The 26,259-nt window shown below is 55.0% G+C and carries 23 protein-coding genes; 9 read left to right on the top strand and 14 right to left on the bottom strand.

The features are described from left to right. Positions 1-46: 46 nt before the first annotated feature. Together LAC81_RS26475 and LAC81_RS26470 are read right to left on the bottom strand one after the other, a co-directional pair. Positions 47-1,507 (bottom strand): aldehyde dehydrogenase family protein, encoded by a 1,461-nt coding sequence (locus LAC81_RS26475; RefSeq protein ID WP_223730094.1) that lies wholly within the window; start codon positions 1,505-1,507, stop codon positions 47-49. Positions 1,508-1,538: 31 nt separating this feature from the next. Continuing rightward, entirely contained in the window at positions 1,539-1,958 is a 420-nt protein-coding gene (locus LAC81_RS26470; RefSeq protein WP_223730093.1) for a RidA family protein, read from the bottom strand. 226 nt (positions 1,959-2,184) lie between these two features. Here LAC81_RS26470 and LAC81_RS26465 point away from each other — a divergent pair, with 226 nt between their 5' ends. From LAC81_RS26465 to LAC81_RS26430, 8 genes are all read left to right on the top strand, one after another. Then, positions 2,185-2,820: a flavin reductase family protein gene (locus LAC81_RS26465; RefSeq protein WP_223730092.1), complete on the top strand. Its 636-nt coding sequence runs from the start codon at positions 2,185-2,187 to the stop codon at positions 2,818-2,820. Between the two features lie 108 nt (positions 2,821-2,928). Next, positions 2,929-4,062, top strand: a complete 1,134-nt coding sequence (locus LAC81_RS26460) for an ABC transporter substrate-binding protein (protein WP_223730091.1) — start codon at positions 2,929-2,931, stop codon at positions 4,060-4,062. Between the two features lie 61 nt (positions 4,063-4,123). Further along, positions 4,124-5,158 (top strand): branched-chain amino acid ABC transporter permease, encoded by a 1,035-nt coding sequence (locus LAC81_RS26455; protein ID WP_223730090.1) that lies wholly within the window; start codon positions 4,124-4,126, stop codon positions 5,156-5,158. A 1-nt stretch (position 5,159) separates the two neighbouring features. Continuing rightward, the gene (locus tag LAC81_RS26450; RefSeq protein ID WP_223730089.1) at positions 5,160-6,926 is read left to right on the top strand and encodes an ABC transporter permease subunit; all 1,767 of its coding nucleotides are present in this window, start codon (positions 5,160-5,162) and stop codon (positions 6,924-6,926) included. Then, positions 6,926-7,669, top strand: a complete 744-nt coding sequence (locus LAC81_RS26445) for an ABC transporter ATP-binding protein (protein WP_223730088.1) — start codon at positions 6,926-6,928, stop codon at positions 7,667-7,669. The genes LAC81_RS26450 and LAC81_RS26445 overlap by 1 nt, the downstream gene beginning before the upstream one ends. Before the next feature lie 114 nt (positions 7,670-7,783). Continuing rightward, positions 7,784-8,755, top strand: a complete 972-nt coding sequence (locus LAC81_RS26440) for an MBL fold metallo-hydrolase (RefSeq protein ID WP_223730087.1) — start codon at positions 7,784-7,786, stop codon at positions 8,753-8,755. 410 nt (positions 8,756-9,165) lie between these two features. After that, entirely contained in the window at positions 9,166-9,609 is a 444-nt protein-coding gene (locus LAC81_RS26435) for a hypothetical protein (protein WP_223730086.1), read from the top strand. Between the two features lie 395 nt (positions 9,610-10,004). Continuing rightward, positions 10,005-11,030: an IS1595 family transposase gene (locus LAC81_RS26430; RefSeq protein ID WP_223730085.1), complete on the top strand. Its 1,026-nt coding sequence runs from the start codon at positions 10,005-10,007 to the stop codon at positions 11,028-11,030. Here the strand turns inward: LAC81_RS26430 and LAC81_RS26425 are convergent. The 11 genes from LAC81_RS26425 to LAC81_RS26375 all read right to left on the bottom strand — a co-directional run bounded on the left by LAC81_RS26425 (position 11,027) and on the right by LAC81_RS26375 (position 23,638). Further along, the gene (locus LAC81_RS26425) at positions 11,027-11,488 is read right to left on the bottom strand and encodes a hypothetical protein (RefSeq protein WP_223730084.1); all 462 of its coding nucleotides are present in this window, start codon (positions 11,486-11,488) and stop codon (positions 11,027-11,029) included. The two genes, LAC81_RS26430 and LAC81_RS26425, sit on opposite strands and share 4 nt — an antisense overlap. A 112-nt stretch (positions 11,489-11,600) precedes the next feature. Further along, a complete protein-coding gene (locus LAC81_RS26420; protein WP_223730083.1) occupies positions 11,601-12,515 on the bottom strand; it encodes a LysR family transcriptional regulator in 915 nt (304 codons plus the stop codon). 69 nt (positions 12,516-12,584) lie between these two features. Further along, positions 12,585-13,532, bottom strand: a complete 948-nt coding sequence (locus tag LAC81_RS26415) for a PDR/VanB family oxidoreductase (RefSeq protein WP_223730082.1) — start codon at positions 13,530-13,532, stop codon at positions 12,585-12,587. A gap of 145 nt (positions 13,533-13,677) precedes the next feature. Beyond that, positions 13,678-15,147, bottom strand: a complete 1,470-nt coding sequence (locus LAC81_RS26410) for a glutamine synthetase family protein (RefSeq protein ID WP_223730081.1) — start codon at positions 15,145-15,147, stop codon at positions 13,678-13,680. A 28-nt stretch (positions 15,148-15,175) separates the two neighbouring features. Continuing rightward, positions 15,176-15,787: an aromatic-ring-hydroxylating dioxygenase subunit beta gene (locus tag LAC81_RS26405; RefSeq protein ID WP_223730080.1), complete on the bottom strand. Its 612-nt coding sequence runs from the start codon at positions 15,785-15,787 to the stop codon at positions 15,176-15,178. Then, positions 15,780-17,135 carry an aromatic ring-hydroxylating oxygenase subunit alpha gene (locus tag LAC81_RS26400; protein WP_223730079.1) on the bottom strand — a complete coding sequence of 452 codons (1,356 nt, stop codon included), beginning with the start codon at positions 17,133-17,135 and terminating at the stop codon, positions 15,780-15,782. The genes LAC81_RS26405 and LAC81_RS26400 overlap by 8 nt, the downstream gene beginning before the upstream one ends. A gap of 374 nt (positions 17,136-17,509) precedes the next feature. Continuing rightward, entirely contained in the window at positions 17,510-18,988 is a 1,479-nt protein-coding gene (locus LAC81_RS26395; RefSeq protein WP_223730078.1) for an amidase, read from the bottom strand. Between the two features lie 85 nt (positions 18,989-19,073). Next, positions 19,074-19,769, bottom strand: a complete 696-nt coding sequence (locus LAC81_RS26390) for an ABC transporter ATP-binding protein (RefSeq protein WP_223730077.1) — start codon at positions 19,767-19,769, stop codon at positions 19,074-19,076. Further along, positions 19,769-21,478, bottom strand: a complete 1,710-nt coding sequence (locus LAC81_RS26385) for an ABC transporter permease subunit (RefSeq protein WP_223730076.1) — start codon at positions 21,476-21,478, stop codon at positions 19,769-19,771. The genes LAC81_RS26390 and LAC81_RS26385 overlap by 1 nt, the downstream gene beginning before the upstream one ends. Continuing rightward, entirely contained in the window at positions 21,465-22,322 is an 858-nt protein-coding gene (locus LAC81_RS26380; protein WP_223730075.1) for a branched-chain amino acid ABC transporter permease, read from the bottom strand. Before LAC81_RS26380 ends, LAC81_RS26385 begins: the two co-directional genes overlap by 14 nt. A 152-nt stretch (positions 22,323-22,474) precedes the next feature. Then, positions 22,475-23,638 (bottom strand): ABC transporter substrate-binding protein, encoded by a 1,164-nt coding sequence (locus LAC81_RS26375; protein WP_223730074.1) that lies wholly within the window; start codon positions 23,636-23,638, stop codon positions 22,475-22,477. Positions 23,639-23,891: 253 nt separating this feature from the next. On the opposite strand from LAC81_RS26375, the gene LAC81_RS26370 reads away from it, so the two are divergent. After that, a complete protein-coding gene (locus LAC81_RS26370; RefSeq protein ID WP_223730073.1) occupies positions 23,892-24,440 on the top strand; it encodes a bifunctional diaminohydroxyphosphoribosylaminopyrimidine deaminase/5-amino-6-(5-phosphoribosylamino)uracil reductase RibD in 549 nt (182 codons plus the stop codon). A 118-nt stretch (positions 24,441-24,558) separates the two neighbouring features. Here the strand turns inward: LAC81_RS26370 and lhgO are convergent, their stop codons facing one another. After that, a complete protein-coding gene (gene lhgO / locus LAC81_RS26365; RefSeq protein WP_223730072.1) occupies positions 24,559-25,794 on the bottom strand; it encodes an L-2-hydroxyglutarate oxidase in 1,236 nt (411 codons plus the stop codon). Positions 25,795-26,259 lie beyond the last annotated feature (465 nt).

The following is a 26,259-nucleotide window of genomic DNA, read 5'->3' as shown; positions in this document are numbered from 1 at the left end:
ACGCGGCAGCTGGCGACCGAAAACTACGATCGCCAGCTTTCGCAAACTAGGCCGAGACCTTTGCGTACCCAACTACGCCCTTTACCTCAAGGAATTCTTCGAGCCCGAAATCAGCATATTCGCGCCCGTTGCCAGACTGCCGGTACCCACCGAACGGCGCGCCCGAGTCCCAAGCAGGGTAGTTGAGGTAGATCGTTCCGGCACGCATGCGGCTCGCCACCCTCTGCCCTTTCGCAACATCAGCCGATTGCACATAAGCCGCAAGACCGTAGATTGAATCGTTAGCGATCCGAACGGCGTCATCCTCGTCCGCATAACCAATGATCGACAAGACCGGACCGAAGATCTCCTCTCGTGCAATTGTCATATCGGGAGTCACGTCCGCGAAGATTGTCGGACGTACGAAATAGCCGCGATTGCGGTCGTCTGGAAGTCCGGGCCCACCGGCAACAACCGTGGCGCCTTCCTGGATACCAATCGAAATCAGCCCTTGGATCTTGTCAAACTGAGTCCGATTTGCCACCGGCCCCAGGTCGCTCTTTGGATCCGAAGCCGGGCCAACACGGAAGTTAGACGCCGCCTCACGGGCGACTTCGACCACTTCATCGCGTCGCGACAACGGAACCAGCATGCGGCTGGGAGCGTTGCATGACTGCCCACTGTTTCGGAAAATCGCCGCCACGCCCTTCCGGACGGCTTCGGGGAGATTTTCATCATCGAGAATGATGTTGGCCGACTTGCCGCCCAATTCTTGGTGCACCCGCTTCACAGTGTCGGCCGCTGCCTTAGCCACGAGGACGCCCGCCCGAGTCGAACCCGTGAAAGAAACCATGTCGACGTCGGGGTGGCGGGAAAGGGCATCGCCTACTACAGCGCCAAGTCCATTGACCAGGTTAAATACGCCCTTGGGAACTCCCGCTTCGTGGAGAACCTCGGCAAAGATCAGCGAACTGATCGGAGACACCTCGCTGGGCTTCAGAACCATGGTACAACCCGCGGCGAGAGCGGGAGCCACCTTGCAGGCGATTTGGTTCATAGGCCAGTTCCACGGCGTGATTAGCGCGCAAACACCAATTGCCTCCTTGGCTACCAGGGTGGTGCCGCGCATCTCAGAGAAGCTGTAATTCTCGAGCACCGAGATGATCTTCTCGAAATGCGCAAGCCCCATGTAAGACTGCGTTTCGATGGCCAACTTCAGCGGCGCACCCATTTCCCGGGTCAAAGCGTCCGCGATGTCTTGACGCCTCGTTTGGTACACCCGGACAATATTTCTCAACAGCTCCAAACGTTCAGAAGCTGTCGTGGCCGAATAGCTGGCGAAAGCTCGGCGGGCGGCCTTTACAGCACGGTCGACATCTGCCTCGCTACCAAGGGCGATGCTGGTAAACGCCTCTTCATTGGAAGGATCAATAACTTCAACCGTGTTGACCGCCGTGTCGACCGCGCCGGCTTCTCGTGCCGGTTCCACCCACTCACCGTCAATGTAGAACTTTAGGTTCTGTGTCATTTTAGATTTCCTTAGATTTTCGTCGCCCAACTCACGCTGAAGCGACGGCAGGCTTCAGTCCGACGATCGCCTCGATTTCGAGCTTCATCCCGGGGAATGCCAATCGGGTGACTTCGAACAGAGTGCTCGCAGGACGAGCGTCGCCGAAGTATTTCTTACGCAGCGGATTGATCTTGTGACGGTCGTCGACGTCTGTCAGGAACAACGTTACCTTTAGAATATCAGCGAACGTCGCATTCGCCTGTTTAAGGATCTTCTCCATTGCCTGAAAAACGGCCTCGGCCTGGAGTTCGACGTCACCCTCACCGACAAGCTTCTGGTTTTCATCAAGAGGCGCCACGCCCGAGATGAACAGCAGGTTTCCAAAGCCGACAGCATCACAATAGTGGCTGATAGGGGGATTTAGGCCCGGGGTCATGTATTCGATTTTTTGAGCTGCAGATTGCGCCATTGGTGGCCCTTCTCAAATATGTCCATCAGGAAATTGCGCGAGCGCAGACCAAACGTACAGGCCCCCATGGCGTGCGTAAAATATCAATCATGGGGTAAATTGAGACGGCAGGAGATATGAAAGACCTACAGTTTGATGAACATATCAATATCGTTCACACGAGATATTGGACTCACGTTGGAACACGCAGCGATATTGCCCCAGAATTTTCGTGGGAACGCTTGATATGCACTATGACGCGACTGACAACAATCACGGACTAAAATACGACCCTTTCAAAGCGATCGTCGCGCCAAGACCAATTGGCTGGATTACGACGATGAGCGCTGCAGGGGAAATAAATTGCGCTCCCTACTCGTTCTTTAACGCAGTCTCAGATTCTCCGAATATGGTCGCCTTTTCCAGCCGAGGCATGAAAGATTCCGCAACGTTTGCGGAGGAAACAGGCGAATTCACATGTTCGTTCGCGACTTTCGAATTGCGTGAGCAAATGTATCTCACCTCAATGATGTTGCCGCGCGGCGGCAACGAGTTAGAACATGCAAGCTTAGAAGCTGCGCCCTCTAACTTTGTAAAGCCTCCACGCGTTGCAGCGGCCCCGGCCGCATTAGAATGCAAATGGCTGTCAACTACTCCGCTTCCATCTCGGGCCGGCATTACTGAGTACTATCTCGTTATCGGCGAAGTTGTGGGTGTCTACATCGACGACCGCTTCATTCAGAATGGCTTGGTAAACACCGCGGGTATGCGGCCAATCATGCGGGCTGGGTACGACCATTATTTTTCCGTCGGCTCAGATCAGTTGTTCCGCATAAAGCGGCCCGACGACAATCCAATGGCACCGGTTCTTACGCGTCCGTGACTTAGACAACTCGGCCTGCTCGGGGGCCGCGCACAGCCTTGCTTCCGATAAATCAACCACCAAACGGGCTCCATAGCACGCCCGAAGAACTATATGAGGGATGAAACAATGAAGACCATTCTCGCGGCCGGTGTAACCGGCGTCTTGCTTACTGCAACCCCGACGCTGGCAGACATCGCGGTATGTGTGACGGTGTCTGCGACCGGGCCAGCAGCCTCTTTGGGAGCTCCACAGCAGGCAACCGTTTCCCTGCTTCCAACTGAAGTCGCCGGTCAGAAGATCAAATACATCACTTTTGACGACGCCAGCGACCCAACAGTGGCCACCCGCAATGTACGCAAATGCATTGAAGAACAAGGTGCCGACATCCTCGTCGGTTCTTCTCCCACCCCACCGACTATCGCAATTGCCGGTGTAGCCGGAGAAACCGAGACGCCCTTGCTCGCCTTGTCCCCAGTGACTTTGCCCGAAAAGGCAGAGCATTGGACATTCCGATTGTCTCAGCCAGTGCAACTTATGGCCGCCGCCCTCATCGAGCATATGAAAGCCAACGACGTTAAGACGCTGGGTTTTATTGGCTATTCGGATGGCTACGGCGAGCTATGGCTTGATGTCATTACTCGTATGTTGGACGGAACTGGCATCAGCCTTGGTCCTGTAGAACGTTATGCGCGGACAGACACTAGCGTTACGGGCCAGGCTCTAAAGTTGGTCGCTGCCGCACCGGACGCGGTCCTTGTTGCTGGCTCCGGAACTCCAGCGGCGTTGCCGAACCTAGCGTTAGCCGAGCGTGGCTACACCGGCCAAATCTACCACACACACGGTTCCGCAAGCGTCGACTTTCTTCGGGTAGCAGGTGCCACAGCGGACGGCACAATTCTTCCGGTCGGTCCGGTGATGGTTGCAGCCCAGCTTCCCGACGATCATCCATCCAAGACTTTGGGAACAAAGTATACGGTGGATTACACGGCCCAGCACGGCGAGAATACACTATCTCCTTTCGGCGCGTATATGTTTGACGCGGGTCAGCTGATCCAAGCGGCAGTGCCAGTTGCGTTGAAGACTGCATCGCCAGGCACACATGATTTTCGAATGGCACTCCGCAACGCCCTTGAGAACATCAACAACGTTGTTGGTGTAAATGGCACGTATAGCATGTCTCCTGAGGATCACGATGGCCGTGATCAGCGCAGTCGTGTTCTCGTAAAGGTACAAGATGGCGCGTGGGAATATCTTCACTAGTTAGATCATTCCCAGAACTTCTCCCGCTTCGACGCCTCAACATCGGGGACGCCTACTTCCTATGAACTCCAGTATATTTCTCTTTCTCCTCCAGGACGGTGCGATCAACGGCGCAATTTACGCTCTGCTCGGCGTCACACTGGTGCTTGTTTTTACAGTGACGCGTGTCATCCTGGTTCCTCAGGGTGATCTGGTTGCATTCGCTGGATTGACGCTGGCCGCCCTGGAGGCCGGCGTCGTTCCACAATCAGTTTGGCTTCTCGCAACCCTTGCAGGCATCGCGACGGTAATGGATCTCGTTCAAGCGCTTAAGGAGAGAAGCATTTCCAAGGCTCTTAGAGCGACCTTGGTGAATTTGGTGCCAGCCGCAATTGTCATAGGCGGCGTCTTTCTGCTAACGCCAATGCATCTCGGATCCTTGGCGAACATGCTGATGTGCGCAGCAATCGTTATTCCGATGGGCCCGTATGTTTACCGAGTAGTATTTCAGCCAGTTGCTGATGCCTCCGTGCTTCTCTTGCTCATCGCTTCGGTGGGCGGCCACCTAGCATTAACGGCGCTCGGCCTAGCTATCTTCGGTCCAGAGGGATTTCGAAGCACACCATTGTTCGTCGGCTCCATGAAAATCGGTGCCCTGACGGTGACCTATCAAAGCATGCTTGTAGTAACCACAGCGCTCTTTTTGCTAGCTGCGCTGGCTGCTTTTTTCGGGCGGACGTTCGTCGGTAAAGCTTTGCGCGCGTCGGCCATAAATCAGCGCGGCGCGCGTCTGGTAGGTGTTTCGCCACGACTATCTGGTCGCATTGCCTTTGGCATGGCGGCAGCCATTGCGGTTGTATCTGGAGTGCTGATCGCCCCAATGACCACCCTCTACTACGACAGCGGATTCATCATTGGTCTCAAAGGATTTGTAGCGGCAATTATTGGTGGCCTCGGCGCGTACCCAGCGACGGTGTTTGCAGCGTTTGGCGTCGGAGTGTTGGAAGCATTTTCTGCGTTCTGGGCGAGCGCTTACAAAGAAGTAATCGTATTCTCGTCGATCCTTCCAATTCTCTTATGGCGCTCTTGGCGGACGAATCCGCACGAGGAAGAGTGATATGAATAACTTTGCAAAATACGGCTTTTCCGCCTTTGTTCTAGTAGTTTTGCTGGTCCCGCTGCTCCCTTTTGTCCCTCTCTACTGGGTCACCCTTTCAATTTTTATCGGCCTCGCAAGCTTAGTGGCGCTCGGCCTTGTGGTTCTAACTGGCGTCGGGGGCATGACGTCATTTGGCCAAGCGGCCTTCGTAGGCTTCGGCGCTTACACAACCTCCTTACTTTCCACGTCGTTTGGATGGTCGCCCTGGCTAACGCTTCCTGCCGCATTGGCTGTGACTGGCCTCGCTGCTTTCGTGATTGGTGCGATTACCGTACGCTTGTCGGGACACTACCTCCCTCTGGGAACCATCGCCTGGGGCATCTCATTCTATTTCCTGTTTGGCAATATCAAGTCGCTAGGCGCATACGACGGCATATCGAGTATTCCGCCACTTAGCATCTTTGGTTTAGAACTTGTCGACAGCAGGCAATATTACTATGTCGTCTGGATTGTAGTTCTCCTTGCGCTGGCCGGGACGGCTAACCTGCTTAACTCTCGTGTGGGCCGGGCAATGAGGGCTCTTCGAAATGGTTCCATGGCAGCAGAGTCGGTCGGCGTCGATGCATGGCGCGCAAAATTAGTCGTGTTCGTATATGCGGCGCTGCTGGCAGGATTGTCGGGTTGGCTTTATGCCCATTTCCAGCGTGCAGTCACACCAGGCGTTTTCAGCATCAACGCAGGCATTGAATATCTGTTAATGGCAGTTCTGGGTGGGCCGGGCCATGTCTATGGAGCGGTGTTGGGTGCCGGTATAGTTATTCTCTTGAAGAATGCTCTACAGGACATTCTGCCCATCGTCTTCAGCGCTGATGGCAACTACGAAGGCATTGTTTTCGGAACTCTACTGATTATTGGCTTACAGCTCGCCCGTAATGGGTTGTGGCCGCTGATGATTGCTTGGCTGAAACCCATACAACGCATTGTCGCTCCAGCATCTCCTATGCCGGTATACGGCTTTAAGAAGACGACGGGACCGCTACTCGTGGTTGAAGAACTTCGCAAGGCCTTTGGCGGTCTGATCGCCGTGAACAATGTATCCTTTTCGGTCGCGCAGGGTCAAATTGTCGGCCTAATCGGCCCGAACGGAGCTGGGAAGTCGACGACTTTCAATATGATAAGCGGCGCGTTGGACGCCACTCAAGGCCGCGTCCTGATTGACGAACAGCAGATATGCGGCCTGTCAGCCGTCGAGGTGGCCAAGTGTCGGGTTGCGCGGACTTTCCAACACGTCAAGCTATCCCCGCGTATGTCGTTGCTGGAGAATGTCGCCCTTGGAGCACACTTGAAAGGTCGGAAGGGTTACCTCTCTGCAATCCTACGCCTCAACCGTGCTGAAGAGGCTGCCATTTTCGCAGAGGCAGCCCACCAGATTGATCGCGTCGGGTTAAAGGATTGCATGCACAAATGCGCTGACGAACTCGCGCTCGGGCAACAGCGACTAGCCGAAATCGCCCGGGCGCTCATGCTGGAGCCGCGTCTGTTGCTCCTTGATGAGCCGGCCGCTGGACTTCGGCATCTGGAAAAAAAGGCATTGGCAAAACTTTTAGCCGATCTGCGCAGCGAGGGTATGAGCATCCTCTTGGTCGAGCATGACATGGACTTTGTGATGGGCCTTACCGACGAGATCGTGGTCATTAACTTTGGAACTCGGATCGCTGGCGGAACACCGGAGGCGGTTCGAAAAGATCCTGCTGTCATCGAAGCTTATCTTGGAGCGGCGCTGTGATGGATAAGCAGGCAATACAAATGCAGGTTAGCGGGCTTTGTGTGAACTACGGGCGTGTCCCGGCGGTGCAAACAGTATCGCTTACCATCAAGACCGGGCAAATAGTCACCGTCATCGGGGCCAATGGCGCAGGAAAAACTACCTTACTTGCTTCGCTAATGGGCCTGTTGCCTTCAGACGGTATGGTCAGCTTTCAAGGCACCGATATTCGTCGTCTATCAGTCGAGCAGCGCATGTCCCTTGGCATCAGTTTGGTGCCCGAGCAACGGGACCTTTTTGGCTCTATGACGATCGAAGATAATCTCGACCTCGGCGCATTTCGTCGTGGCCGCGCGGATCTACGCCGTAGTAAGGAGCACGTCTTCGCGCTGTTCCCTCGCCTGAAAGAGCGTAGGCAGCAAATCGCCGAGACCCTGTCTGGTGGAGAGCGGCAAATGTTGGCGATGGGTAGAGCGCTGATGGCGCAACCTCGGCTTCTGATGCTGGACGAGCCTAGCCTAGGCCTCGCGCCGTTAATTGTTCGCGGGATCCTTCAGACTGTCGAGAAGCTGAGAGATGAAGGCGTGTCGATATTGCTTGTCGAACAGAATGCCCGAGCCGCACTGCAAATCGCGGATTATGGGTATGTGATGGAACTCGGACGGATCGTCATCGAGGGCGATGCGAATAACCTCGCAACCGACCCCCGCGTCGGCGAAGTCTACCTCGGGGGCGGAAAAGCCGCTGCGGAAGCGGTTAACTGAAACTATTTAACCGCGCTCTGGAGCACCTCTCCAGCGTCGAATCCCACGAATAGGAAAGCGCCTCACGTATGCGGCGCTATCGCCATCACTTCCAATCGAAAAGAGGAAACTTCTATGGAAATCAACCGCCGAACGACTTTGATTGCCGGAACAGGTGCCGTCCTAGCACCGTTGGTGGGCTTGCCTTCGCACGATGCCCAAGCGGCTCAGGCGATCGCTGATGCGCAGGTTCCAGGCCTGTTGCGCAAGCGCATTGGAGAATACCTGGTTACAGCAATCGCGGATGGCTATCTCGATCTGGGCCAGGAACTGTTCTCCGGGATTAGCAAGCGTGAGATTGACGAACTTCAGACCAACACGTTCATTCGACCTGGTCCGATACGCGCGGCAGTGAGCACCTATCTTATCCAGAAGGGCGACGTTGCAATCCTCATTGACAGCGGCGCAGGGGATCAGCTCGGAGAGACCGCGGGTAGGATGCATGGCAATCTAGCTGCGGCCGGTGTTCGGCCCGCCGATATCACTGCGGTTTATTTGACGCACATGCACCCTGACCATATCAACGGTCTCGCAAAAGACGGCGAGCCGCTGTTTCCCAACGCGCAGCTAGTTGTTCATCAGACAGAGTTGGCCTTCTGGACAGATGAGGGAAACACATCCGCCGCCCCCGATTTTGTCAAACCCTACTTCCTAGGCGCTCAAGCTACCGTCCGCTCCTACAACGGCCGCACGTCTGTCTTCTCTGGCAACGATAGCGACGTGGGCCACGGCCTTCGGTCAGTTGAGCTGCCGGGGCATACGCCAGGCCACAGTGGCTTCCGTCTTTCATCCGGCACTGATGATCTTTTAATCTGGGGCGACATTGTACATGCACATAGCCTCCAGTTCGCGAGGCCGGAATGCTCAGTCGGGTTCGATGTCGATGCGTCAACAGCTGTCCAGACGCGTAGGAAAATATTCGAAACCGTAGCAAGCGAGGGAACGTTAGTCGCAGGCATGCATCTCGATTTTCCTGGCTTTGGACATGTGCGCGCAGCAAAGGTGGGCTACGAATTTGTCGCTCAGCCTTGGCCGTACGACCTCTGATCGCTGAAACCCACGAGAGCGTTGCGGGACTCTATGAATGCGCATAGAGCCCGTGACATCTTCAAGGCGCTTTCTCAAACACATGCGATTCTGCTACCTTAAACATCTCTACCCCGCGCAAAAGTCCGGCATTAGGTAGCAAAAGCCACCGACAGCGATCTATCTAATTGAATTAGAATAGCAATTGCGACATCGCTATTTGGTCGCAGCCTTCGTCTTGAAAGCGCGCCAGTCCGCTAACCCCCCTATGTCGTTAACTGCTCTTGACATTCCCGCATGACGGACCCTGCCTTCCGAGCTACATAGATGGAGACGGATCGGTTTATGGTAAGCGGTGTTGCCCTCGCTCCTTGTCAATCAAGCACACCGCGACTGTGAGCCACGAGCGGCAAATGGAATGTTCTAGGGGCATGAAGCAAGGTGATGAAGCCGCACCTACCGTAGTTCTGGGCCTTTTAAGGCTCGGAGCGCTCTTCGGAGTCATCGCGGTTGTCGCTTACTCCTTCTGGGACTTGTACAGTGAGTCAGCAGCCCTAAATCGTCTCGCTGCGACTGCTAAAGGCTATCATTACACGGAAAGCTGCGATGCCGAAGGCAACCTCGTTTCTTCATTACCAGCCAACTGCGTCGACCTGAATCATTATGTCTTTATCGATGGCCCTATTATGAAGGCGATCCGCCGGAACTGCGCTGGAAAGTCGGCAGCGACGCTTACTTTCGAGAAGGGCAAGGTAGCTAGGACGGAAATAAATAACGTTGAGAAGATGTTACAGTTCCGCGCTCGCAACGGAACGAATTCCCCGTGTGGGCCATATCGTCAGAAGACAGGAGGCACCAACAGCAAGGCCAGATGACCTTGTGGGGCCGACTGCGGTCTCTGGTAGTTTTAAACGCTCGAACAATTTCAGGGCACGCAATCGCGGAGATCGCCCGGATCGCCACTAAAAGGCCTTCGATCTCCCGTCAAAAATTAACCATTTGATCCTCCCTCGATCGACTTCTGCGAGAAGCAGAGGTAAGAACCTGGGTCATGTTCAGGATGATACGCATACAGCTCTGATCTCCCCGCAGCCGTTTTCGGCCGCCGATCCGCTGTGCCTGCCGTCGACTTTCTGGAGCCTGAACATGAGCCTCATCGCCACCGCCGCCGTTGCCCATCGCTCCCACGCTGAGGTGTTGACCGTCAGTGTCTTGGTCGGGGGCTTGGAAATACGCCCGACCTTCCTCCGGATCGCGGAGGGGTTGAGCCATGGCGAACCCCGAAGATACGCCCAAGGGCCAGCACTTCCTGCTGTCGCCAGAGTGCCGAACGCTGACAGTGCTCGATCTCGCCAAGATGCGGGATGCGACAGCCTACGACTGGTTTAAGCGCCTGCGCTGGCACGAGACGGAGGGCGTGCCTTACTGCCCCCAGTGCGGGACGGTGCGGTGCCACACGATGAGCCGCAACCGCTTCAAGTGCACCGAGAAGACCTGCAAGGCCGTGTTCAGCGTCACCTCAGGCACGGTCTTCCATGCACGTAAGCTAAGCTTCAAGAAGATGCTCATCGCCATCTGGTTCTCGGCGAACTCGGTGAAAGGCAAGGCCGCGCTCCAGCTCTCGCGCGAGATCGGTGTTCAGTACAAGACCGCCTGGGTCCTCCTGATGAAGCTGCGCGAGGCGATCGCCTGGCGCAGGGAGGAGATGGTGCTGGATGGCGAGGTGGAGATTGACGGCAAGTACGCTGGCGGCCACATCCGTCCTGAAAACAAGGCCGAGGATCGCATCGACCGCCGCCTCAAGAAAAACCAGAACATGAAACGTCTGTGCGCTCTTGCGATCCGCCAGCGCGGACTGGGAGGCCAGACGTTCACCCGGATCATCCGAGACGAAGACAGCAACGCAGCCTGGGCGGCCGTTCGAGATCACGTGTCGCGGGAGGCGACGGTCTTCGCTGACGAGCATGGCAGCTATAACGACCTGGCTGGCTTGAACAAGCTGGAGCGCGTCAACCACTCAAAGGCCTATCAGACCGACGATGGCACGAACACCAACCAGGTCGAGAGTTTCTTCTCGCGGGTCCAACGGGCCTATGTCGGCATCCACCATCGGTTTTCGTTGAAATACTTCGACTGGTACGTGGCCGAGCTCGCATGGCGCGAGGATTGCCGACACGTGAGCAATCGCAGTCATACGTTCCAGGTGCTGGGCCAGGCACTGTCTCGCCCGACGTCACGCTATCTGTGTGGGTACTGGCAGGGCAACAAGCCGCCGGACCTGATCTGGGAAGGCTAAGCGGCGACCTCCCACAGAACCTTACGACCGTCGAACTGGCCGGACTGCCGAACGCGTCCCGCAGTCGTCAGTTGGGTAAGGACCGCTGACAGGCGGTGTGCGATGTCTGAGAGATTGGCTGGCTCGCTCGCGATGCCGATCTTGACTGCAAACTTCGCTGCGCAGTCGGTCACCGAAATCGGTTCCCCTGCCTCGCGCAGGACCTCCAAGACGGCTTGGCGCTTGTTTACGCCGTTCATGGCCGCTTTCACCTCGGACGACGACGGCTTGGCCTTTCGAGAGCGGTTACCCTGTTCAGGTCCCGTCAGCGCCGATCCCTGATAGTCGGGCTCGTAGCTCATGATGACGCGGTCCAGCGCTCTCATCAGCTCCTCAATGTCTACCCGCTCCCTTTCAAGCTGCTGCAGCCTGTCAGTCAAGGCGGCTCGCTTCTGCTTCAACTCGTACGCTACACTCATCCGAGGCTCCGTTTTCACCGGAAACCAGGGTAGTCGGGATGCAATTTCAGGTCTGGTGGCTTTTGCTACCTAATGCCGCAAAAGTCACTCGCCGCGTGCTGACGATGCTCGACTAGCCGTACACCTCAACGGCACTAGCCAGAACAGGCGTTCCTTTGGCAAAGGAATGGTCTGAGAAGACCTTCACCAGGAAATTTATGGTTTGTTTGATCCGCTTTGAGCGCGCTAGTTCTTGTCGGAGTACGAGCCAGAGCTCAATATTGCAAAATTCATTATCGAGCTGAACCAGACCCGGGCTTTGCTCGGCGAAAAACTTTGGCAGTTTCGCCACACCCAGACCGGATTCGCAAAGTTGTCTAAGTAGAATATAGCTGTCCACGCGGCAGGTGAGGTTTTCCGGTTGCCGATACAGCTGCTTTTGCCGCTCATCCACAAGCATAAACTCGTGATCCCGATGCCAAAAATCTGAAGCCATCGAGATAACGCTCATCTCCCACCTTGGAGTATCTTTGTTCGCCTCAAAGTAGTCCCGCGAGACGTAATTACCAAACGGGATGTCAGCTAGCTTTCTTACTCCACTCGAACCCCGTATCGGGCGGGCGGCCCTAACAGCGAGGTCGACGCCCTCTTTTTCAAGATCGACGAACCGCGATTCGGTCGTGATATCCAAAACAATGCCAGGGTGTTCGTGACGAAATCTCTTCATCCCATCGATGATTAAGCTCGCGAAAATATCGAGTACCGTTATCCGAACGAGGCCTTCCTCATTCATCTTTTCGGAATGCGATCGGAACTGGGTCGCGCCCGATTCCATATCGAGAGCCGCATTCAAAAGATGCTCGCATTCGGGCAATAAAACGATCCCGTTGGAGTCGCGGGTAAACAAGCTACTGCCGATGCTACTCTCAAGCGCCTGTATCTTGCGTCGGACTGTTGAGATATCCATATTTAGGGCCTGAGACGCCCCCTCATAACTACGGGCCCTCTGCAGCGCGAGAAAAACCCTCACAAGCTCCCAGCTTTGCATCTCAAGCCTTCAGTCTAGCCGCCAATTCACTTCAGCGGACTCCTTTCAAAAAAGTATACGTCTGAAAGCTTAGATATCAAGCACGATGCGGCTCGATATCGCCCGTGAGCAGCACAACGCAAACCGAGGATTCTCCGTTCTTTCTGCTTGCGTCTGGTAAGAATCTTTATGATCGGCCTCGCCGTCGAGCAACGGAACCATGCACGTCCCGCAAATTCCTTGCTCACAAGATACCGAAATCCGCATTCCGCTTTCTGAGAGAGCTTGCGCCGCTGTTTGATTTGCGCGGACCGTTATATCGCGGGCGCTTCGCTTGGCATGTATGACGAACTCTCGCGCGTCCGCACCGGGACCTAGGGCCTCAAAAGTTTCGTAGTGGACGTTCTCGCGCTTCCACCCAAGTTCTTCAGCTTTCTCCCGAATGTAGTCCATAAATCCGCTAGGCCCGCAGACGTAAAGGTGCGCACTGTCAGAAGGGTCAGCGAGCGACTCATACGGATTGAATGTTGTTTTCCCGTCGGCGTTATCAAAATGCCAACGAATATTGCTTCCGAACGGAGACTTACTTAGCGATTTATAAAAAGCCGCATGGAGTTTGGAACGCGCACTGTAGTGAAGTTCGAATGCGGCTCCGAGGTCGGACAGGCGATAAGCCATTGCCATTAGGGGCGTGATGCCAATCCCACCGCCTATCAGGATCGATTTCGCCGCGTCCTCTCGCAGCCGGAACGCATTGCGAGGCCTACTTATTCGACACTTTTCACCCACCTTTAGCGCATGCATCGTCCGCGAACCACCGCGTGATTTGTTTGCCAGCATCACACCTAGCCGATAGATATCACGCTCACCGGGCGCATTGCATAGCGAGTATTGACGGGTTAGTCCTTCCGCCAAATGGACATCAACATGGTCACCGGCGGCAAATGGAGGCAGAAGCTCGTCCGTAGCGCTAGCAAACTCAATCATAGCAACGGATGCCGTCTCGCGAGATCGCCGCGTGACCACAACATCCAGCAAGTCTGAGGATCCATTTACAGATCCCAAGTTCATTGGTGCTTCTAACATTTTTCTACCATTTTGGGTCGCAGAGAGTGGGGTCTGTCACCTCGTCAGCATCAGACCCTTGTCTTTCTCTCAGTTAGGGGAGCGAGCCTCCCGTCTTTTAGAAGTTCTCGAAGTACTCGAGGTGCTCCCAATCCGTCACGGCCGCCAGAAAACGCTGGATCTCGTGTTGTTTCATCGCAACATAGTAGTCCACGAACTCCGAACCCAAAGTTTCGCGGAAGAACGTCGAGTCATTTAGCGAGGCCACCGCTTCCATCAGGCTGACGGGCAATGGCGGCTTCTCAACCTGGGCATACGGATCATCAAGCGGCGGACCTGGATCGATTTCTCGATCAGTCCCATCAAGGCCGGCAAAGATTTGGCTAGCCATATACAAGTAGGGGTTGGCGGCTGGTTCACCGGACCGGTTTTCCAAATGGGTCGACTTCTGTCCGGGCCCGCCAATGATCCGGCACATCGCCGCCCGATTGTCCACCGACCACACTGCCCGCTTAGGCGTAAGAGGGTTCGCGTTGAGACGTTTGTAACCGTTGATTGTTGGATTCGAGAAAGCGGTGGCCGCCCGGACATGTTCCAGAATCCCGCCGACAAAGTTGAGCCCGACCTGCGACAAGACAGTTTCATTGGAGGAGAACAAGTTCTTCCCACTTTTCATATCAACGAGTGACTGGTGCAAGTGCCAGCCGCTCGAAAACACGTTCGGCAGCCCCGGCTTTGCCATGAACGACGCAACCATGCCCCTACGTTTAGCAAGCTGCTTAACCGTGGTACGTACGAGTGCCATCAAATCCGCGGATTCTAGATCTGGAAGTGGATCGAAGGTGATTTCGATCTGCCCCGGTCCGAGTTCAGATTCGATAGTGCGCAGAGGCAACCCTAGTTGATGTAGGACGTCGCGGAGGGGATCAATAATGGGATTGACCTCGTCATAAACCAAATCCGACATGTGTTGAAAGCCGTGCGAAATCGGCTCAACGCTGGGAGGCGGTGCTGGTTGTGTGTGGTCTCTCAGATTAAGTCTGGGGTCCGTGATCCTGAATACGTGACACTCCACTTCAATGCCGCCGAGATAGGAATATCCGCGACTATTGAGCGAGTTAATTGCCTTCTTCATTAAGCTGCGCGGATCAAACGGACAGCTCTGCCCATTGGACATAAATAGATCGCAAAGCACCCAGCCTGTCCGATCCGCCCATGGCAATACACGGAACGTTCCCAGATCCGGGAGACCTAGAACGTCACCCGCTCCGCCCATTTCCTCATGCCCGAAGCCGCCGTCGCGAGAGAACAGGGGCTTAAAGACGAAGTTTCCTGTGTCCATGGCCAGCACCGCCGTAGTAAACGGTACACCGTTGCGGGCTGCCTGTTGGAAATGTGAAGCTTCAATCGGGCGTATCCGTACGATACCGTGGGCGTCAACAAAACCGACGCGGATGACCTTTAGCCTCTTTTCCTCTATTATACGAAGGACTTCCGCCAATTTTTCTTTTCGTTCCGCCGTATCCCTCCCAGTCACGGCCACGAAGTTTGTTCTTCCCAAATCGTTGTTTGTTACATCATTCAGCATGTTTGCCATCCTCCCAACATTGTTCCGATCACAGCGTGAAACTATTGTTTTCCTGCGGGTGATCGGCATCGAACAGACTTATACGCTTCATTGCGATGCGCCACTCATCGTCGACCTTTCGAAGGATGAACCCGTTCCATCCGGCACGCGGAGTCAGCTTTCCCACCAGGCTGGTCTGAATCAGGAATTTGCACATAACGTGCATGACGTCCGAATTGAACGCCATTACCTCAATGTTGGTGTACAAGTGCGCCGTTCGAGTGGTCGGGGCCTGGCTATAGGCCCTCTCTGTTGCCAAACGTTCCACGCGCTCTTCCAAACGGCGACGGTCATTCATTTCCCAGCTCACGGTCGTGCGCGGATCACGCTCGGCGTTGTCCGAAGGGATCCAGTACACCGCGTCGTCCGTGTACAGACCGAGCCATTCCTCTAGTCGTTCCTGATCGAGTAAACGTGCCTCCACGAACAACAGACGCTCAGCCGCCTCCCTACCCTCTCGGGTTGGCAGCAGCTCCTCCGGAATAGAGTCCAACTCTTTCCAGAATTGCACTATCGATTGTACTCGCGCATACCAATCCATCGAGAAATAGTCGAGATCAACGGTATCCGCGAGCGCACCATCCGCACCGAAATCATGCATTTACATTGTCCTCCCCAACACCCTTACTGGTCGCGCGCTCCATTACACGGCTCCATTCGGCGTAATACACACGCATATGGAGATCGGAAGTGACCGGCTCAGTATAGTAACCGTCGCTCTCAACCGAACCAGCGCCCGTTCTCATATGACGACTGATATCGATCCATTCGAGTTCAGGAACAGTCTCCATTCCCTCCTGACAACTTTCCCATTGTGCGGTGTCGTCAACTTCGCCGAACGAAGGAAAATCCTCCTGCATTCTCATACGTGTTGCATTGATGTTCTCATCGCCTCCCTCCAATGAAGTCGAAAAGAACGTGATGACAGTTTTATCCACCGCCACCGGTTCCACGATCTGAATCTGGTTACCGATGAAGAGCAGGTTCGGGAATACACTAAGGTTCATCCCAGCGCCTGTGGACGCGTCAAGAAGTTTCCTACCCTCCTGGGGGCCGAATTTGTCGAATACCGCGGCTTCTGCCGCCTCGCGACCCGGGTGTACATGCTGTCTGGCCCAAGCAGATTCTGAATGCATCGCTACCCGTTGATCAATCAGAGTATGGCCGTTTCCAAGGTCTCGCGACGGGATCGGCCCTTCATCAGCTCCCGAAGGAAAATAGGACATGTCCGTTTCGTCGCCGTAACGTCGCGCGAACACCCTCAACATCGACTCGTGCGAGAACGGTGGATGGTAGCCATCACCAGCGTTGTCATACACGGTCTTCCAGTTTGAATGAGAGGTGAAACGCATAGCGCCATTGTTGACGACAACTTTTTCGCCGTTGCCACGATCGAGCCATTGATCGATGTAGGTCGCGGCTCCAGCGAGATGTTCCCTGAGTGGGGGAACATCCTGCGTCATCGACGCAAACACAAATCCGCGGTAATTTTCGACACGCGCAGGCTTCAGAAGACTGTGGTTTTCGAGCTTAAAATCATCCCCGTACGCATGTCGAAGGGGTATGGCGACGCACGAACCGTCGTTCTCGAAGCTCCAGGCATGGTAACCGCATGTGAACCGCTTGGCATTGCCCTTTTCGAACCGGCAGATCAGGGCTCCACGATGGGGACAGCGATTAATGAGTACGTCGACGGATCCGTCATCCTTCTTCACGAAAATGACTGGTCGTCGGCCAATGCGGCGACGTATGAAGTCGTTTGGATTTGGCAATTCAGTCTCGTGGCCTATGAAAACCCACGTATTTCCAAAGAGATAATTCATCTCGTCATCGAAGATCTGCTTTTTGATGTAAAGATCGCGATGGACTGCCCCGTCTCGAAAATATCGGCCATAATTGGCACCAAGCGGCCCCGGGACTACTGTTCGCTCAAGTACTTTTTCGACCATGTTGTTTCGACCTCCCTATACGAACTGCATGTCAGTTTTCATTAAAGTCAAACCCGCGAACCGAACCACGTCAAACATGCAGAAACAAAACGCAAATTTGCATGCTTCGCTTTTTGTAGGAAAATCAGTTAGTTACTCAATAGATCGGCCAGATTGCACGCTCTACTCGCGGCAACGTATTGCCGCCTTGCAAAAGCGATCTTGCAGATGTGCTACTATGCGGACGCCACGCGTTACTCGATCGGCTTGTCGGCGGATCGGAAACGGGTCCATCGCCCGACAGATCAATGCCTACCACGGTGCTTGGAGGCAACAGTAAGGCAGACTACAAGCGTCGTTGATTCAGCTGTTTACGAATGCTCGGCGACGCTTAATTAGAAATGCCGCTCTTTACCGGGAACGGCGTAGATGGACGCCCAGGGCCGCGCCCTCTCGAAAGCCGCGCACGCTGCGATCAGATCAACATCCCTATTGCGCTTTCCAATCAATTGCAGGCCCACCGGAAGACCTGCTACTAAACCTGTCGGAAGGACCGCAGATGGGTTTCCCGTCAAGTTGGTAAGAAAGGTCATCGCCCAGCCTATCCGCGGCTCGAGAGTTGTTTCCAACAAATGGTTCGGCCCGACGGTGTCTCCGCCGTCCGCGTTCGGTACCGGCATGCAACATGTAACTGGGGAGCAAATGAAATCAAAGTGCTCAAACGCCGCCGTCAGCGTGTCAAACACTTCAGTCCGCATCGCTTGATCCGACTGAATTTCCCTCAATGTCATGCGTTCAGCGCGTTCCACCCAGGCAATCAGCTGGTCAGGCAAATCGTCGGAGTGCTCGCCTAGAAGGTCAAAACCATTCTCTGCCAAATTCGTCAGCGCACCGAAAGTAACCGCGGATATCATTCGGCACCACAGCTCTGCGAGTTCGACGGCTGAATAGGGAAGCTTCAACGAAATCGGTTCAACAATTGCGCCCGCGGCGGTAAATGCCCGACTGGCCTCCTCCACCTGCGTCCTAATTTGTGGATCGACCGGGAAAACACCAAAGTCCAACGTGAGACCTATTCGCATACCTTCCACCGATTGTAGCAGCGCGGCGCCAAAATCTACGGGGCACGAAGTATTGTAGGGGTCCTGCACATTCTTTCCGGAAAGCACTTGCATCGCAAGGGCAATGTCTTGGACCGATCTCGCCATCGGGCCTTCAAATATGAACGGCGCAGTCGCTCCAAACGCGTTGGGACGCATAACCATAGGCGATACCCCGAAAGAGGGTTGGTATCCAACCAGTCCGCACCACGATGATGGTATGCGTATTGAACCTCCAGCATCCGATCCCTCCGCAAGTGGGACCATCAAGCTTGCAACTGCTGCGCTGCCGCCGGACGATCCGCCGCTATTTAGGGCCGGATTAAAAGGGTTCTTCGTCGGGCCAAAGAGCTTGTTGTCAGTCGTCCCGGCGAAGCCCATTGTGGCACTGTTGGACTTTCCGATAACGATCGCATCCGCAGACTCCATGCGGTGAGCAAAGTTACTATAGAAATCGGGAACGAAATTTCGGAGCGCTTTCACGCCTCCAAGAGTATTTGCCCAACCCGGTTTGAAGCTGAAGAGATCTTTCATCAGCGTCGGCACACCTGCCATCAAACCCGTTGGCTCCCCTGAAAGAAGCCGACGCTCGAGACGCTGCGCAGTCAGACGAGCGTCCTCATAGCCCTTCAGGATCACGACGTTTAGGACGCCGTTAGCAGCCTCTACCCGTTCGATCGCGCTCTCGACCACCTCAACAGGAGAGATTTCCTTCCGTTTGACCAATCGTGCTGTTTCGGTCGCTGAGAACATTGCAAAATCTTGCTTGCTCATCTTTCGTTTCCAATAATTGATGAAGCCAGAATTACTCGCGCGTACCGGCGGTCGGCTGCGGAGGTGCCGTTTCTGCACCTGCTGCCTAAAACAAGTAAGCTTCGTGCAATCGCTCGGGAGTCTTGATCAGCGATTTGCACTCTTCCTTGAGCACAATTCTGCCCCCGCTCATTACGTACGCAGTGTCGCCGTACGACAGTGCGAGATGAGCGAACTGCTCGACCAAAAGCACACCAAGTCCTTCAGACACCAATTCTTTGAGTGTAGACAAAAGCCGCCGAACAATGATCGGCGCCAAACCCAGAGACATCTCGTCGATCATAAGTACCCGCGGCGCGCATAACAACGCGCGCGCGATCACCAATAACTGCTGCTCGCCACCCGACAGCATTCCCGCCCTCGTGTTTCGGCGCTTAGACAGTTCCGGAAACCACGTGAACGCCGCGCTTATATGCTCCTTTGGCCGACAAACCAGCAGGTTTTCTTCGACTGTTAGCTCTGAGAAGACGGTGCGCCCCTGCTCCACGTGTCCCAGCCCCGCTCTTGTTCTCTTTAGTGGCGACGCGCCGTTCAACTCGATGCCCCCGAGTCTCGCACTGCCGTGAGCAATTGGGATGCCCCCTGACAACGCCTCTAGAAGAGTGGTTCTCCCGGCCCCATTCGCACCAAGTAGCACTGTCATTTCGCCAGTCGGGGCGGTCAGCGAGACATTGGATACTACAGGAAGCCCCAGGCGGTTGACCGAGATGTTCCTTACCTCCAATTCCGTATCGTTTTCCATCATGCGGCTCCAAGGTAAGCTTCGAGGACTTGCGGTTGGCCTAAGACTTCCTCTGGGCTGCCCTCCGCTATGACTCTTCCGAAATCCACAACGATGATCTTGTTGCAAACCCGTCGAATGATATCCATGTCGTGCTCGACGATCAGCACTGAACAGCCAAAAACCTCCGGGATTCTTGCTATATGCTCGGCGAGTGTCGCTGATTGATCAGCGGACAACCCCGCCGCAGGTTCATCTAGTAGTAACACCCTTGGCCGCGCGGATAGACTTGCCGCGACCTCAATCAATCGTCTCAATCCAATTTCAATTTCCGAAATCAACGTGCTCGATGGCGGACAGTCCAAAAAGGCAAGAATTAGATCTATGTCGTCGTCCGACATCTCACCTCCCGATGAAAGGCTCAAATATTGTCCCACCGTCAACTCCGGTATGGACCGTCCTTGCTGAAAGGTTCGCCGGATCCCTATCCGAGCGCGGAGAGTCGGCCCTTGTTGCATAAGCTCAACATTGCCGAGCTTTACCGTCCCCGTCGCCTGCGGTAGAAAACCCGTTATCGCATCGATGATAGTCGACTTGCCTGCACCGTTAGGGCCCACGAGGCCCGCGATGCAGCCTGGCTCTAACGCAAGACCAAATCGATCGACAGCAACTACATTTCCATAATTTACGCGGAGATCGGCTATCTCGAGCTTCGAAACCACTTCGAGGCGGAAGCGCGCGCTGTCTAGTCGGTTGATTTCGAGCCCGGTTTCGGGCGGTCTAGCGATTTCTGCAGCCTTCCGGTTTTTCCGGATTTTCAGTGTGCGTCGGAGCCCGCCTGCGAAGCTGGTCCTCTTCCTAAGAGCGTCAATTGCGCCAATAGCAAAAATCACTGCATCCAGGTCCAGTGGCAGACCAAAACGCCTTAGAACCTCAGGCACGCCCACTGAGAGTAGACCAGCAACTATGGCCCCCTCCCAGTATTTTCCACCAGCGAAGATAGCAAGCGCGAATAGAGACAGTGACGATAAGGGGCTGAAGTTGGAAGATGTCAGCATCCCCAACTGCGACGCCGTGAGACCTCCGACCAAGCCAGCGATACCCGCACTGATCGCGAACGCCGACAATTTCGCCCGGGCCACGGAAATTCCCATAGACGCCGTAGCACGCTCCGAGTATCGAATTGCCTCCCAAGACGCTCCCAGTCGGCTACGAGATATTAGGCGCAGACCGACGATCACCAAAAGCATCATCGCAATGCAGAAAGTGAGGAAGACATAATCGTCCGCGAGATAGCCAGGACGCTTGAATGACTGCATCGAACTGCCGCCTGGAAACCCTTTCGTGGAGAAAACAGCGTCCACGGCCACGGCAAAGGTCAGGGTAATCGCCGCCAGGTTCAAGCCCCGCAGTCGCAGGGCCGGAAGCCCCAACAATATACCCGCGCAAAGCCCCGCTCCAGCTCCGAGGATGAGCGTCAATATATACGGTATCGAGGGCATGTGGATATTCAGCCAGCATACTGCCCACGCCCCGATTCCGGCAAAGGTCATATGGCACAGAGAAATCAGCCCTGCTTGGTCGGTCACAACGCCCAGTGAGCGTACCATGATAGCTACCAACACCCCTGTGGTGGCGAGAAAGACGAAATACGGCGGAAGCCAAAACAATCCCCCGAGCGCCACCAACGAAAGCAAGGTTACGACATGAAAATTGTTACCGTGCCGCATCCCAAACCTCCTTGCGTTGCGACCATATGAGAGTTGCAAGCACCACCAAAAAAGGTAACGCCTGGCGGTACGGCGCCAATGTCTCAAAGTAGGTTGCCAGAGCTTCGATCATTCCTAGGACCAAACCGCCTATGAGTGCGAGATAGATCGACCTGAATACACCGAATAGCGAAGCCGCTATTGCCGGCAACAACAGAAGGCTCAGTACCAAGAAATTGCTTGGTCTGGTGGGCATGATCAAGGTGATACCAAGAGCTGCAAGAGCGCCGGTCAAAGCCCAGATCGTCATCGAAAGCATCCCTACGCGGACGCCGAGAAGTTGGGCGGTGCCGGGACGCTCTGCGAGTGCGCTCATCATAACTCCGACGCGTGTCTTCTTTTGAGCCACCTGGAGCGCCACAGAGATGACCGCCGCAAGTAGCAACCCAATGATCGTGGTCATCGAGAAGTATATGCCTGCCACTTCAATGCTCGCATTTGGAAACAGACGGGGGGCCGCACGCGGATCATCGCCGAACAGTCGCGCTCCCGCTGCGAAGATGCCGAGCATCAAAACGATTGTAACCGAGGATTTTGTTTGCACGTCTGAACCGGTGAACCACGCGACCATGATAGCACCAACGAGGACACCCACGGCTGCACCAGCAAGAATACCAATCAGCGCAGCCCACGGCTGGGGTATCCCGGCGCTTACCATCTCAAGACCGATGTAAGCACCGAAGACACCGATGGCTGTCTGAGCGAAGTTAAGAACGCCAAGCGTTTTGTATGTTAGGGTGATGCCTATCGCCAGGAGCGCATAAGCGCAGCCCGGAATTAGGCCAGACAAAAGATATGAAAGCATATGCTCTGCACCTTTGGCAGCGCCGGCAGAAGACGAGCACATCATCCAAGCGGCGGTGCGTGAAATGAGCGGATCGCAAGGCGATCGGACGCGGTGGATGGCAACAGGGGACCGCCTCCCCTGCGCGGTGCAGAGGAGGCCATGGGTCCCAATTAATTTGGAAGTACGACGAACTCCGGCGTCGCCACTTCCCAGGCACCATTTCCCAGTTTCACGAACTTGGAGGAACTGTTGGAGGCATGTTCCGTCTTCTCCCCAACAGAATAGGGAGTCCCGATCAGAGGGGTCTCGTAGCGGTCTAGTTTACGAAGTGCATCGGAGACGGATTCTCTAGTGATTTCGCCGTTGATGCTCTTGAGAACGTCGACGAAAATCGTTGCGGCAAGGTAACCGCCTTGTGAGAAGGAAGTCACAGGGATATCCCGCTCCGTCATGAGTTTCTGCCAATCCTCCAGAGCTGGCGACTTAGAAAGAAACGGCTCGAATTCAGAGTTGGCGTAAATTCCCTCACCCGTCTCGCCGAGAACCTCCGCGACTTTTAACGTATAGGCAGGCGTTAGAAAGATCCAAGTGATGCCCTGGATATTTTGCGCGGCAACCGATTGCATCCAGCTTACCACTTGTGGCTCGATGCCCACGAACACCGCGGCCTGACAGCCTGCTCCCTTTGCCTTCAGCACGAACTGCGTCATGTCGTCCGTGTTTCCAACGTTTCGCTCGTCTACCAAGAGCGGTTTCTTACTTACGCGATTGTAACGCGCTATCGCTGCTTCCCAGCCTGGCTGTTGAACTGGGTTGCCGGTAGCAAACGAACAAACCTTGTCAAACCCGAGGATCTCCGCTGCATAGTAAAGTGAGACAACAAGCCCCGTGTAGGGACCCGTATTCACGGGTGAGATATTAGGAGTATTGAAGCACGCCGGGTCGACGCCCGTTCCCTGTAACGAATACACACCGCGCGACTCGTAGAAGCCGGCGTTCGCCGTGCATTCCAGTAGACTGGCTGAGGCTACGTTAGCGTATACGCCTTCATCGTCCACCAGACGGCGCGCCGCCTGTGCAGCGGAACTAGGGTCCATGCGGTCATCTTCTACGGTGTACTGTATCATCCGGCCGCCCACGCCACCGTTCTCATTGACGCGGTCGAATACTGCCTGCGCCGCAGCAGTAGCCTCTGGAAAACTAAAGGAACCTGTCAAAGTACTAACCGCGCCAATTGGGATTGGGGAGGCTTCCTCCGCTACTGACTGTGAGAAAGGCACTGCTGCCGCAACTAGGACGCAAGTTGCCAACGTAATCATTCTATTGAAATTCATCTGCGTATTGCTCCCCTTTTATGCTCCCTGAGCGACAGATTGTGCCGATCTGAAGAGCGTCTTAATTTGTTTCCGGGAGAATTCTGCAATCTTTGACTTTTGTCATACGCAACAATGCGACTCGCTTTCGTAAAATCGCATTTGCCTTACGGAACGTATAAGGATCGTGTCCCATCGAGTGAGGGGCGATGCGGGCAGCAGTGTTTTTCGCTAGGGTCGGGGTTCAAGACAAAATCTGACGGAAAGATCACTGATGACCACTGACATGATGAAGGTGCGCTCCCTCGTTAAAAGAATGGGATTGAAAATGAATCGCGGCAACGTAGGTGCTTCTGATCACACACAGGACGAATACTTTATGAAGCTTGCCTTGGACGCGTCGCGCGGAGCGTTGCCAGGATGCATTCCGAACCCTCCCGTCGGTTGCGTACTCGTGAGGAAAAACGAGCTAATTTCGACAGGGTTCACTCATCCTCCTGGCGGTTTCCACGCAGAAGCTCACGCACTTAGTCAGGTTATCGGCGACCTTGATGATGTTACAGCCTATGTGACTTTGGAACCGTGCGCATTCCGGGGCCGCGCCCCATCCTGCGCAATCTCTATGCTTGAACGGAAATTGAAGGCCGTTGTTGTAGCGCTGGTGGATCCGGATCCACGTAACAATGGCAAAGGCGTCGAACTGTTGCGCGCCGGTGGTATCGAGGTCAGGGTCGGGGTGTTAGCCGAGACCGTCTCAGCCTTTATTTCACCTTATCTAAACATGCCGGCCAATCATTCTGTGAACTGCGGTGCGCACGTTTAAGAAATGTCAGCCTGAAATCCCGAAACTCGGTCTAAGCCGGGACTGCTCACAAATCGACCAACCCGCGACAACTTTGGTCAGCATGAGTCGGCGTCCTCGTCCAAAATCAGAAATGGAGTTAGGTGTGATTTTCATGGCGTGTCCCCATCTGGGTGTCGTTATCAGGAACGCCATTTAGAAGCCGTTCCACGATCATCTGGCCGATCGGAATTGCCGATGTCGCGGCCGGAGAAGGCGCATTGCAGACATGCAGCATTCGCTGCGTCTGCTTGAACAGAAAGTCGTGCACGAGGCTGCCGTCTTTCATCACAGCCTGCGCGCGGATACCCGCGTGCGGCATCGTGAGATCTTCGAGCGTGAGCGACGGGCAGTACTTTTGGCATTCCTTGAGGTACCGCGTGCGTGACAACGAGTTTGCGAACTCCCTGACGGCGGAGCGCGAGTTCTTGCCTGTCATCTTCCAGAAGCCAGGAAAGACCGCCATGCTGGCAACGTCCGATAATGAGAAACTACCCTTCGGGTAACCTTCCCGCGCAAAGCCGAGCACCGCATTGGGGCCGACTGTCATCCCGCCATTGATAGTTCGGGTAAGGTGAATGCCAAGAAACGGCAAATCGGGATCGGGAATGGGATAAATAAGGCGTTGCGTCACGTCGGCCCTTGTCTGCGGCAAGACATAGTATTCGCCTCTAAACGGAACGATGCGGTGTTCGATCTTTAGACCCGCCAATAAGGCGAGGCGGTCGGACTGCAAGCCAGCGCAGACGACAAGACGGCGCGCCTCCCACCGATTGTGGCCACATTCAATCTGGACGGATGCGTCCTGTTCGCGGATCGCGGTGACTGCGGCACAGAGCCGAATATCAGCGCCGTCCTCCTTTAATCGCGCCGCGATTGCACGGCAAACCACGCCATAGTCGACAATGCCGGTTGCGTGAACCAATAGCGCTCCGAGGCCGGCAATATTGGGCTCATCCTTTCGCAGATCTTGGGTGGAGAGGCGCGTAAATGCTATGTCATTCTCTCTCGCGCGCTGCTCCAGAATTTCCATGCGCCCCATCTCGGCGTCATTCGTCGCGACCAATAGCTTGCCGCAAGTCTCGAACGGAATGTTATTTTCGCGGCAGAAGGTCTTGGTCGCTTCCGCGCCCTCGCGGCATAACTTCGCCTTTAGAGAACCCGGCGCGTAATAGATGCCTGCGTGAATGACGCCACTGTTGTGTCCGGTCTGATGCAGAGCAAAGCCATCTTCCTTTTCGAGCAGCAGAAGCCGCGCACCAGGTATACGATCGCGCAACGCCCTTGCGGTTGCCAGCCCGACAATGCCGCCACCGATGATGCAAAAATCATACATTCTTCCCACCCACCTGCTCAGAGCCGCAACCGGTAACTTCAGATCTAATCTGCTGCCCTCGATATTTCGCGTTTCTGAAAGTCAGCAAAAACCCGGCATCTCGCAGGAGGTCGTCAACTAAGGCCGCGCCTGCCGCTCGGCCTGGTGACGTACGAGATCGCTGTGTGAGCGATCTTCACGGGCAGGCCAAGCCTTCCACGAGTTAACCACCGCTGTATGCCCAGGAAGAGTGGTGGCGAGCAATCGCCGTCCGCTCAAATGGGCATATCAAGGCGAGCTGTCACAATCAAAGAAGCGGATTGTCGCGTCACCTGCTGCTAACGCCCCGCAACGTCTCAGAGAGAATGCTTCAGTCTCACCTGACACAGTTGCATCCAAACAGCCAACCCGCGACAACGGGTTGGAGTTTGTGTTTTCCTATTGACACCGAACCTTTGTCTAGATGCCATCGACATTGATCGAAAT

The organism is Ensifer adhaerens, assembly GCF_020035535.1.
In the GTDB taxonomy this organism is placed as follows: Bacteria; Pseudomonadota; Alphaproteobacteria; order Rhizobiales; family Rhizobiaceae; genus Ensifer.
The sequence above is the reverse complement of the archived record's forward strand: the minus strand, read 5'-3'. Positions and strand labels throughout refer to the sequence as shown.

Excerpts from the sequence above, each read along its gene's own strand:
- LAC81_RS26475 (WP_223730094.1), bottom strand. The coding sequence starts at position 1,507 with ATGACACAGAACCTAAAGTTCTACATTGACGGTGAGTGGGTGGAACCG.
- LAC81_RS26465 (WP_223730092.1), top strand. The coding sequence starts at position 2,185 with ATGCACTATGACGCGACTGACAACAATCACGGACTAAAATACGACCCT.
- LAC81_RS26425 (WP_223730084.1), bottom strand. The coding sequence starts at position 11,488 with ATGAGTGTAGCGTACGAGTTGAAGCAGAAGCGAGCCGCCTTGACTGAC.
- LAC81_RS26375 (WP_223730074.1), bottom strand. The coding sequence starts at position 23,638 with ATGAATTTCAATAGAATGATTACGTTGGCAACTTGCGTCCTAGTTGCG.
- LAC81_RS26440 (WP_223730087.1), top strand. The coding sequence starts at position 7,784 with ATGGAAATCAACCGCCGAACGACTTTGATTGCCGGAACAGGTGCCGTC.
- LAC81_RS26450 (WP_223730089.1), top strand. The coding sequence starts at position 5,160 with ATGAATAACTTTGCAAAATACGGCTTTTCCGCCTTTGTTCTAGTAGTT.
- LAC81_RS26410 (WP_223730081.1), bottom strand. The coding sequence starts at position 15,147 with ATGCTGAATGATGTAACAAACAACGATTTGGGAAGAACAAACTTCGTG.
- LAC81_RS26390 (WP_223730077.1), bottom strand. The coding sequence starts at position 19,769 with ATGGAAAACGATACGGAATTGGAGGTAAGGAACATCTCGGTCAACCGC.
- LAC81_RS26385 (WP_223730076.1), bottom strand. The coding sequence starts at position 21,478 with ATGCGGCACGGTAACAATTTTCATGTCGTAACCTTGCTTTCGTTGGTG.
- LAC81_RS26455 (WP_223730090.1), top strand. The coding sequence starts at position 4,124 with ATGAACTCCAGTATATTTCTCTTTCTCCTCCAGGACGGTGCGATCAAC.
- LAC81_RS26470 (WP_223730093.1), bottom strand. The coding sequence starts at position 1,958 with ATGGCGCAATCTGCAGCTCAAAAAATCGAATACATGACCCCGGGCCTA.
- LAC81_RS26445 (WP_223730088.1), top strand. The coding sequence starts at position 6,926 with ATGGATAAGCAGGCAATACAAATGCAGGTTAGCGGGCTTTGTGTGAAC.
- LAC81_RS26380 (WP_223730075.1), bottom strand. The coding sequence starts at position 22,322 with ATGCTTTCATATCTTTTGTCTGGCCTAATTCCGGGCTGCGCTTATGCG.
- LAC81_RS26435 (WP_223730086.1), top strand. The coding sequence starts at position 9,166 with ATGAAGCAAGGTGATGAAGCCGCACCTACCGTAGTTCTGGGCCTTTTA.
- LAC81_RS26430 (WP_223730085.1), top strand. The coding sequence starts at position 10,005 with ATGGCGAACCCCGAAGATACGCCCAAGGGCCAGCACTTCCTGCTGTCG.
- LAC81_RS26370 (WP_223730073.1), top strand. The coding sequence starts at position 23,892 with ATGACCACTGACATGATGAAGGTGCGCTCCCTCGTTAAAAGAATGGGA.
- LAC81_RS26395 (WP_223730078.1), bottom strand. The coding sequence starts at position 18,988 with ATGAGCAAGCAAGATTTTGCAATGTTCTCAGCGACCGAAACAGCACGA.
- LAC81_RS26460 (WP_223730091.1), top strand. The coding sequence starts at position 2,929 with ATGAAGACCATTCTCGCGGCCGGTGTAACCGGCGTCTTGCTTACTGCA.
- LAC81_RS26405 (WP_223730080.1), bottom strand. The coding sequence starts at position 15,787 with ATGCATGATTTCGGTGCGGATGGTGCGCTCGCGGATACCGTTGATCTC.
- LAC81_RS26420 (WP_223730083.1), bottom strand. The coding sequence starts at position 12,515 with ATGCAAAGCTGGGAGCTTGTGAGGGTTTTTCTCGCGCTGCAGAGGGCC.
- lhgO (WP_223730072.1), bottom strand. The coding sequence starts at position 25,794 with ATGTATGATTTTTGCATCATCGGTGGCGGCATTGTCGGGCTGGCAACC.
- LAC81_RS26400 (WP_223730079.1), bottom strand. The coding sequence starts at position 17,135 with ATGGTCGAAAAAGTACTTGAGCGAACAGTAGTCCCGGGGCCGCTTGGT.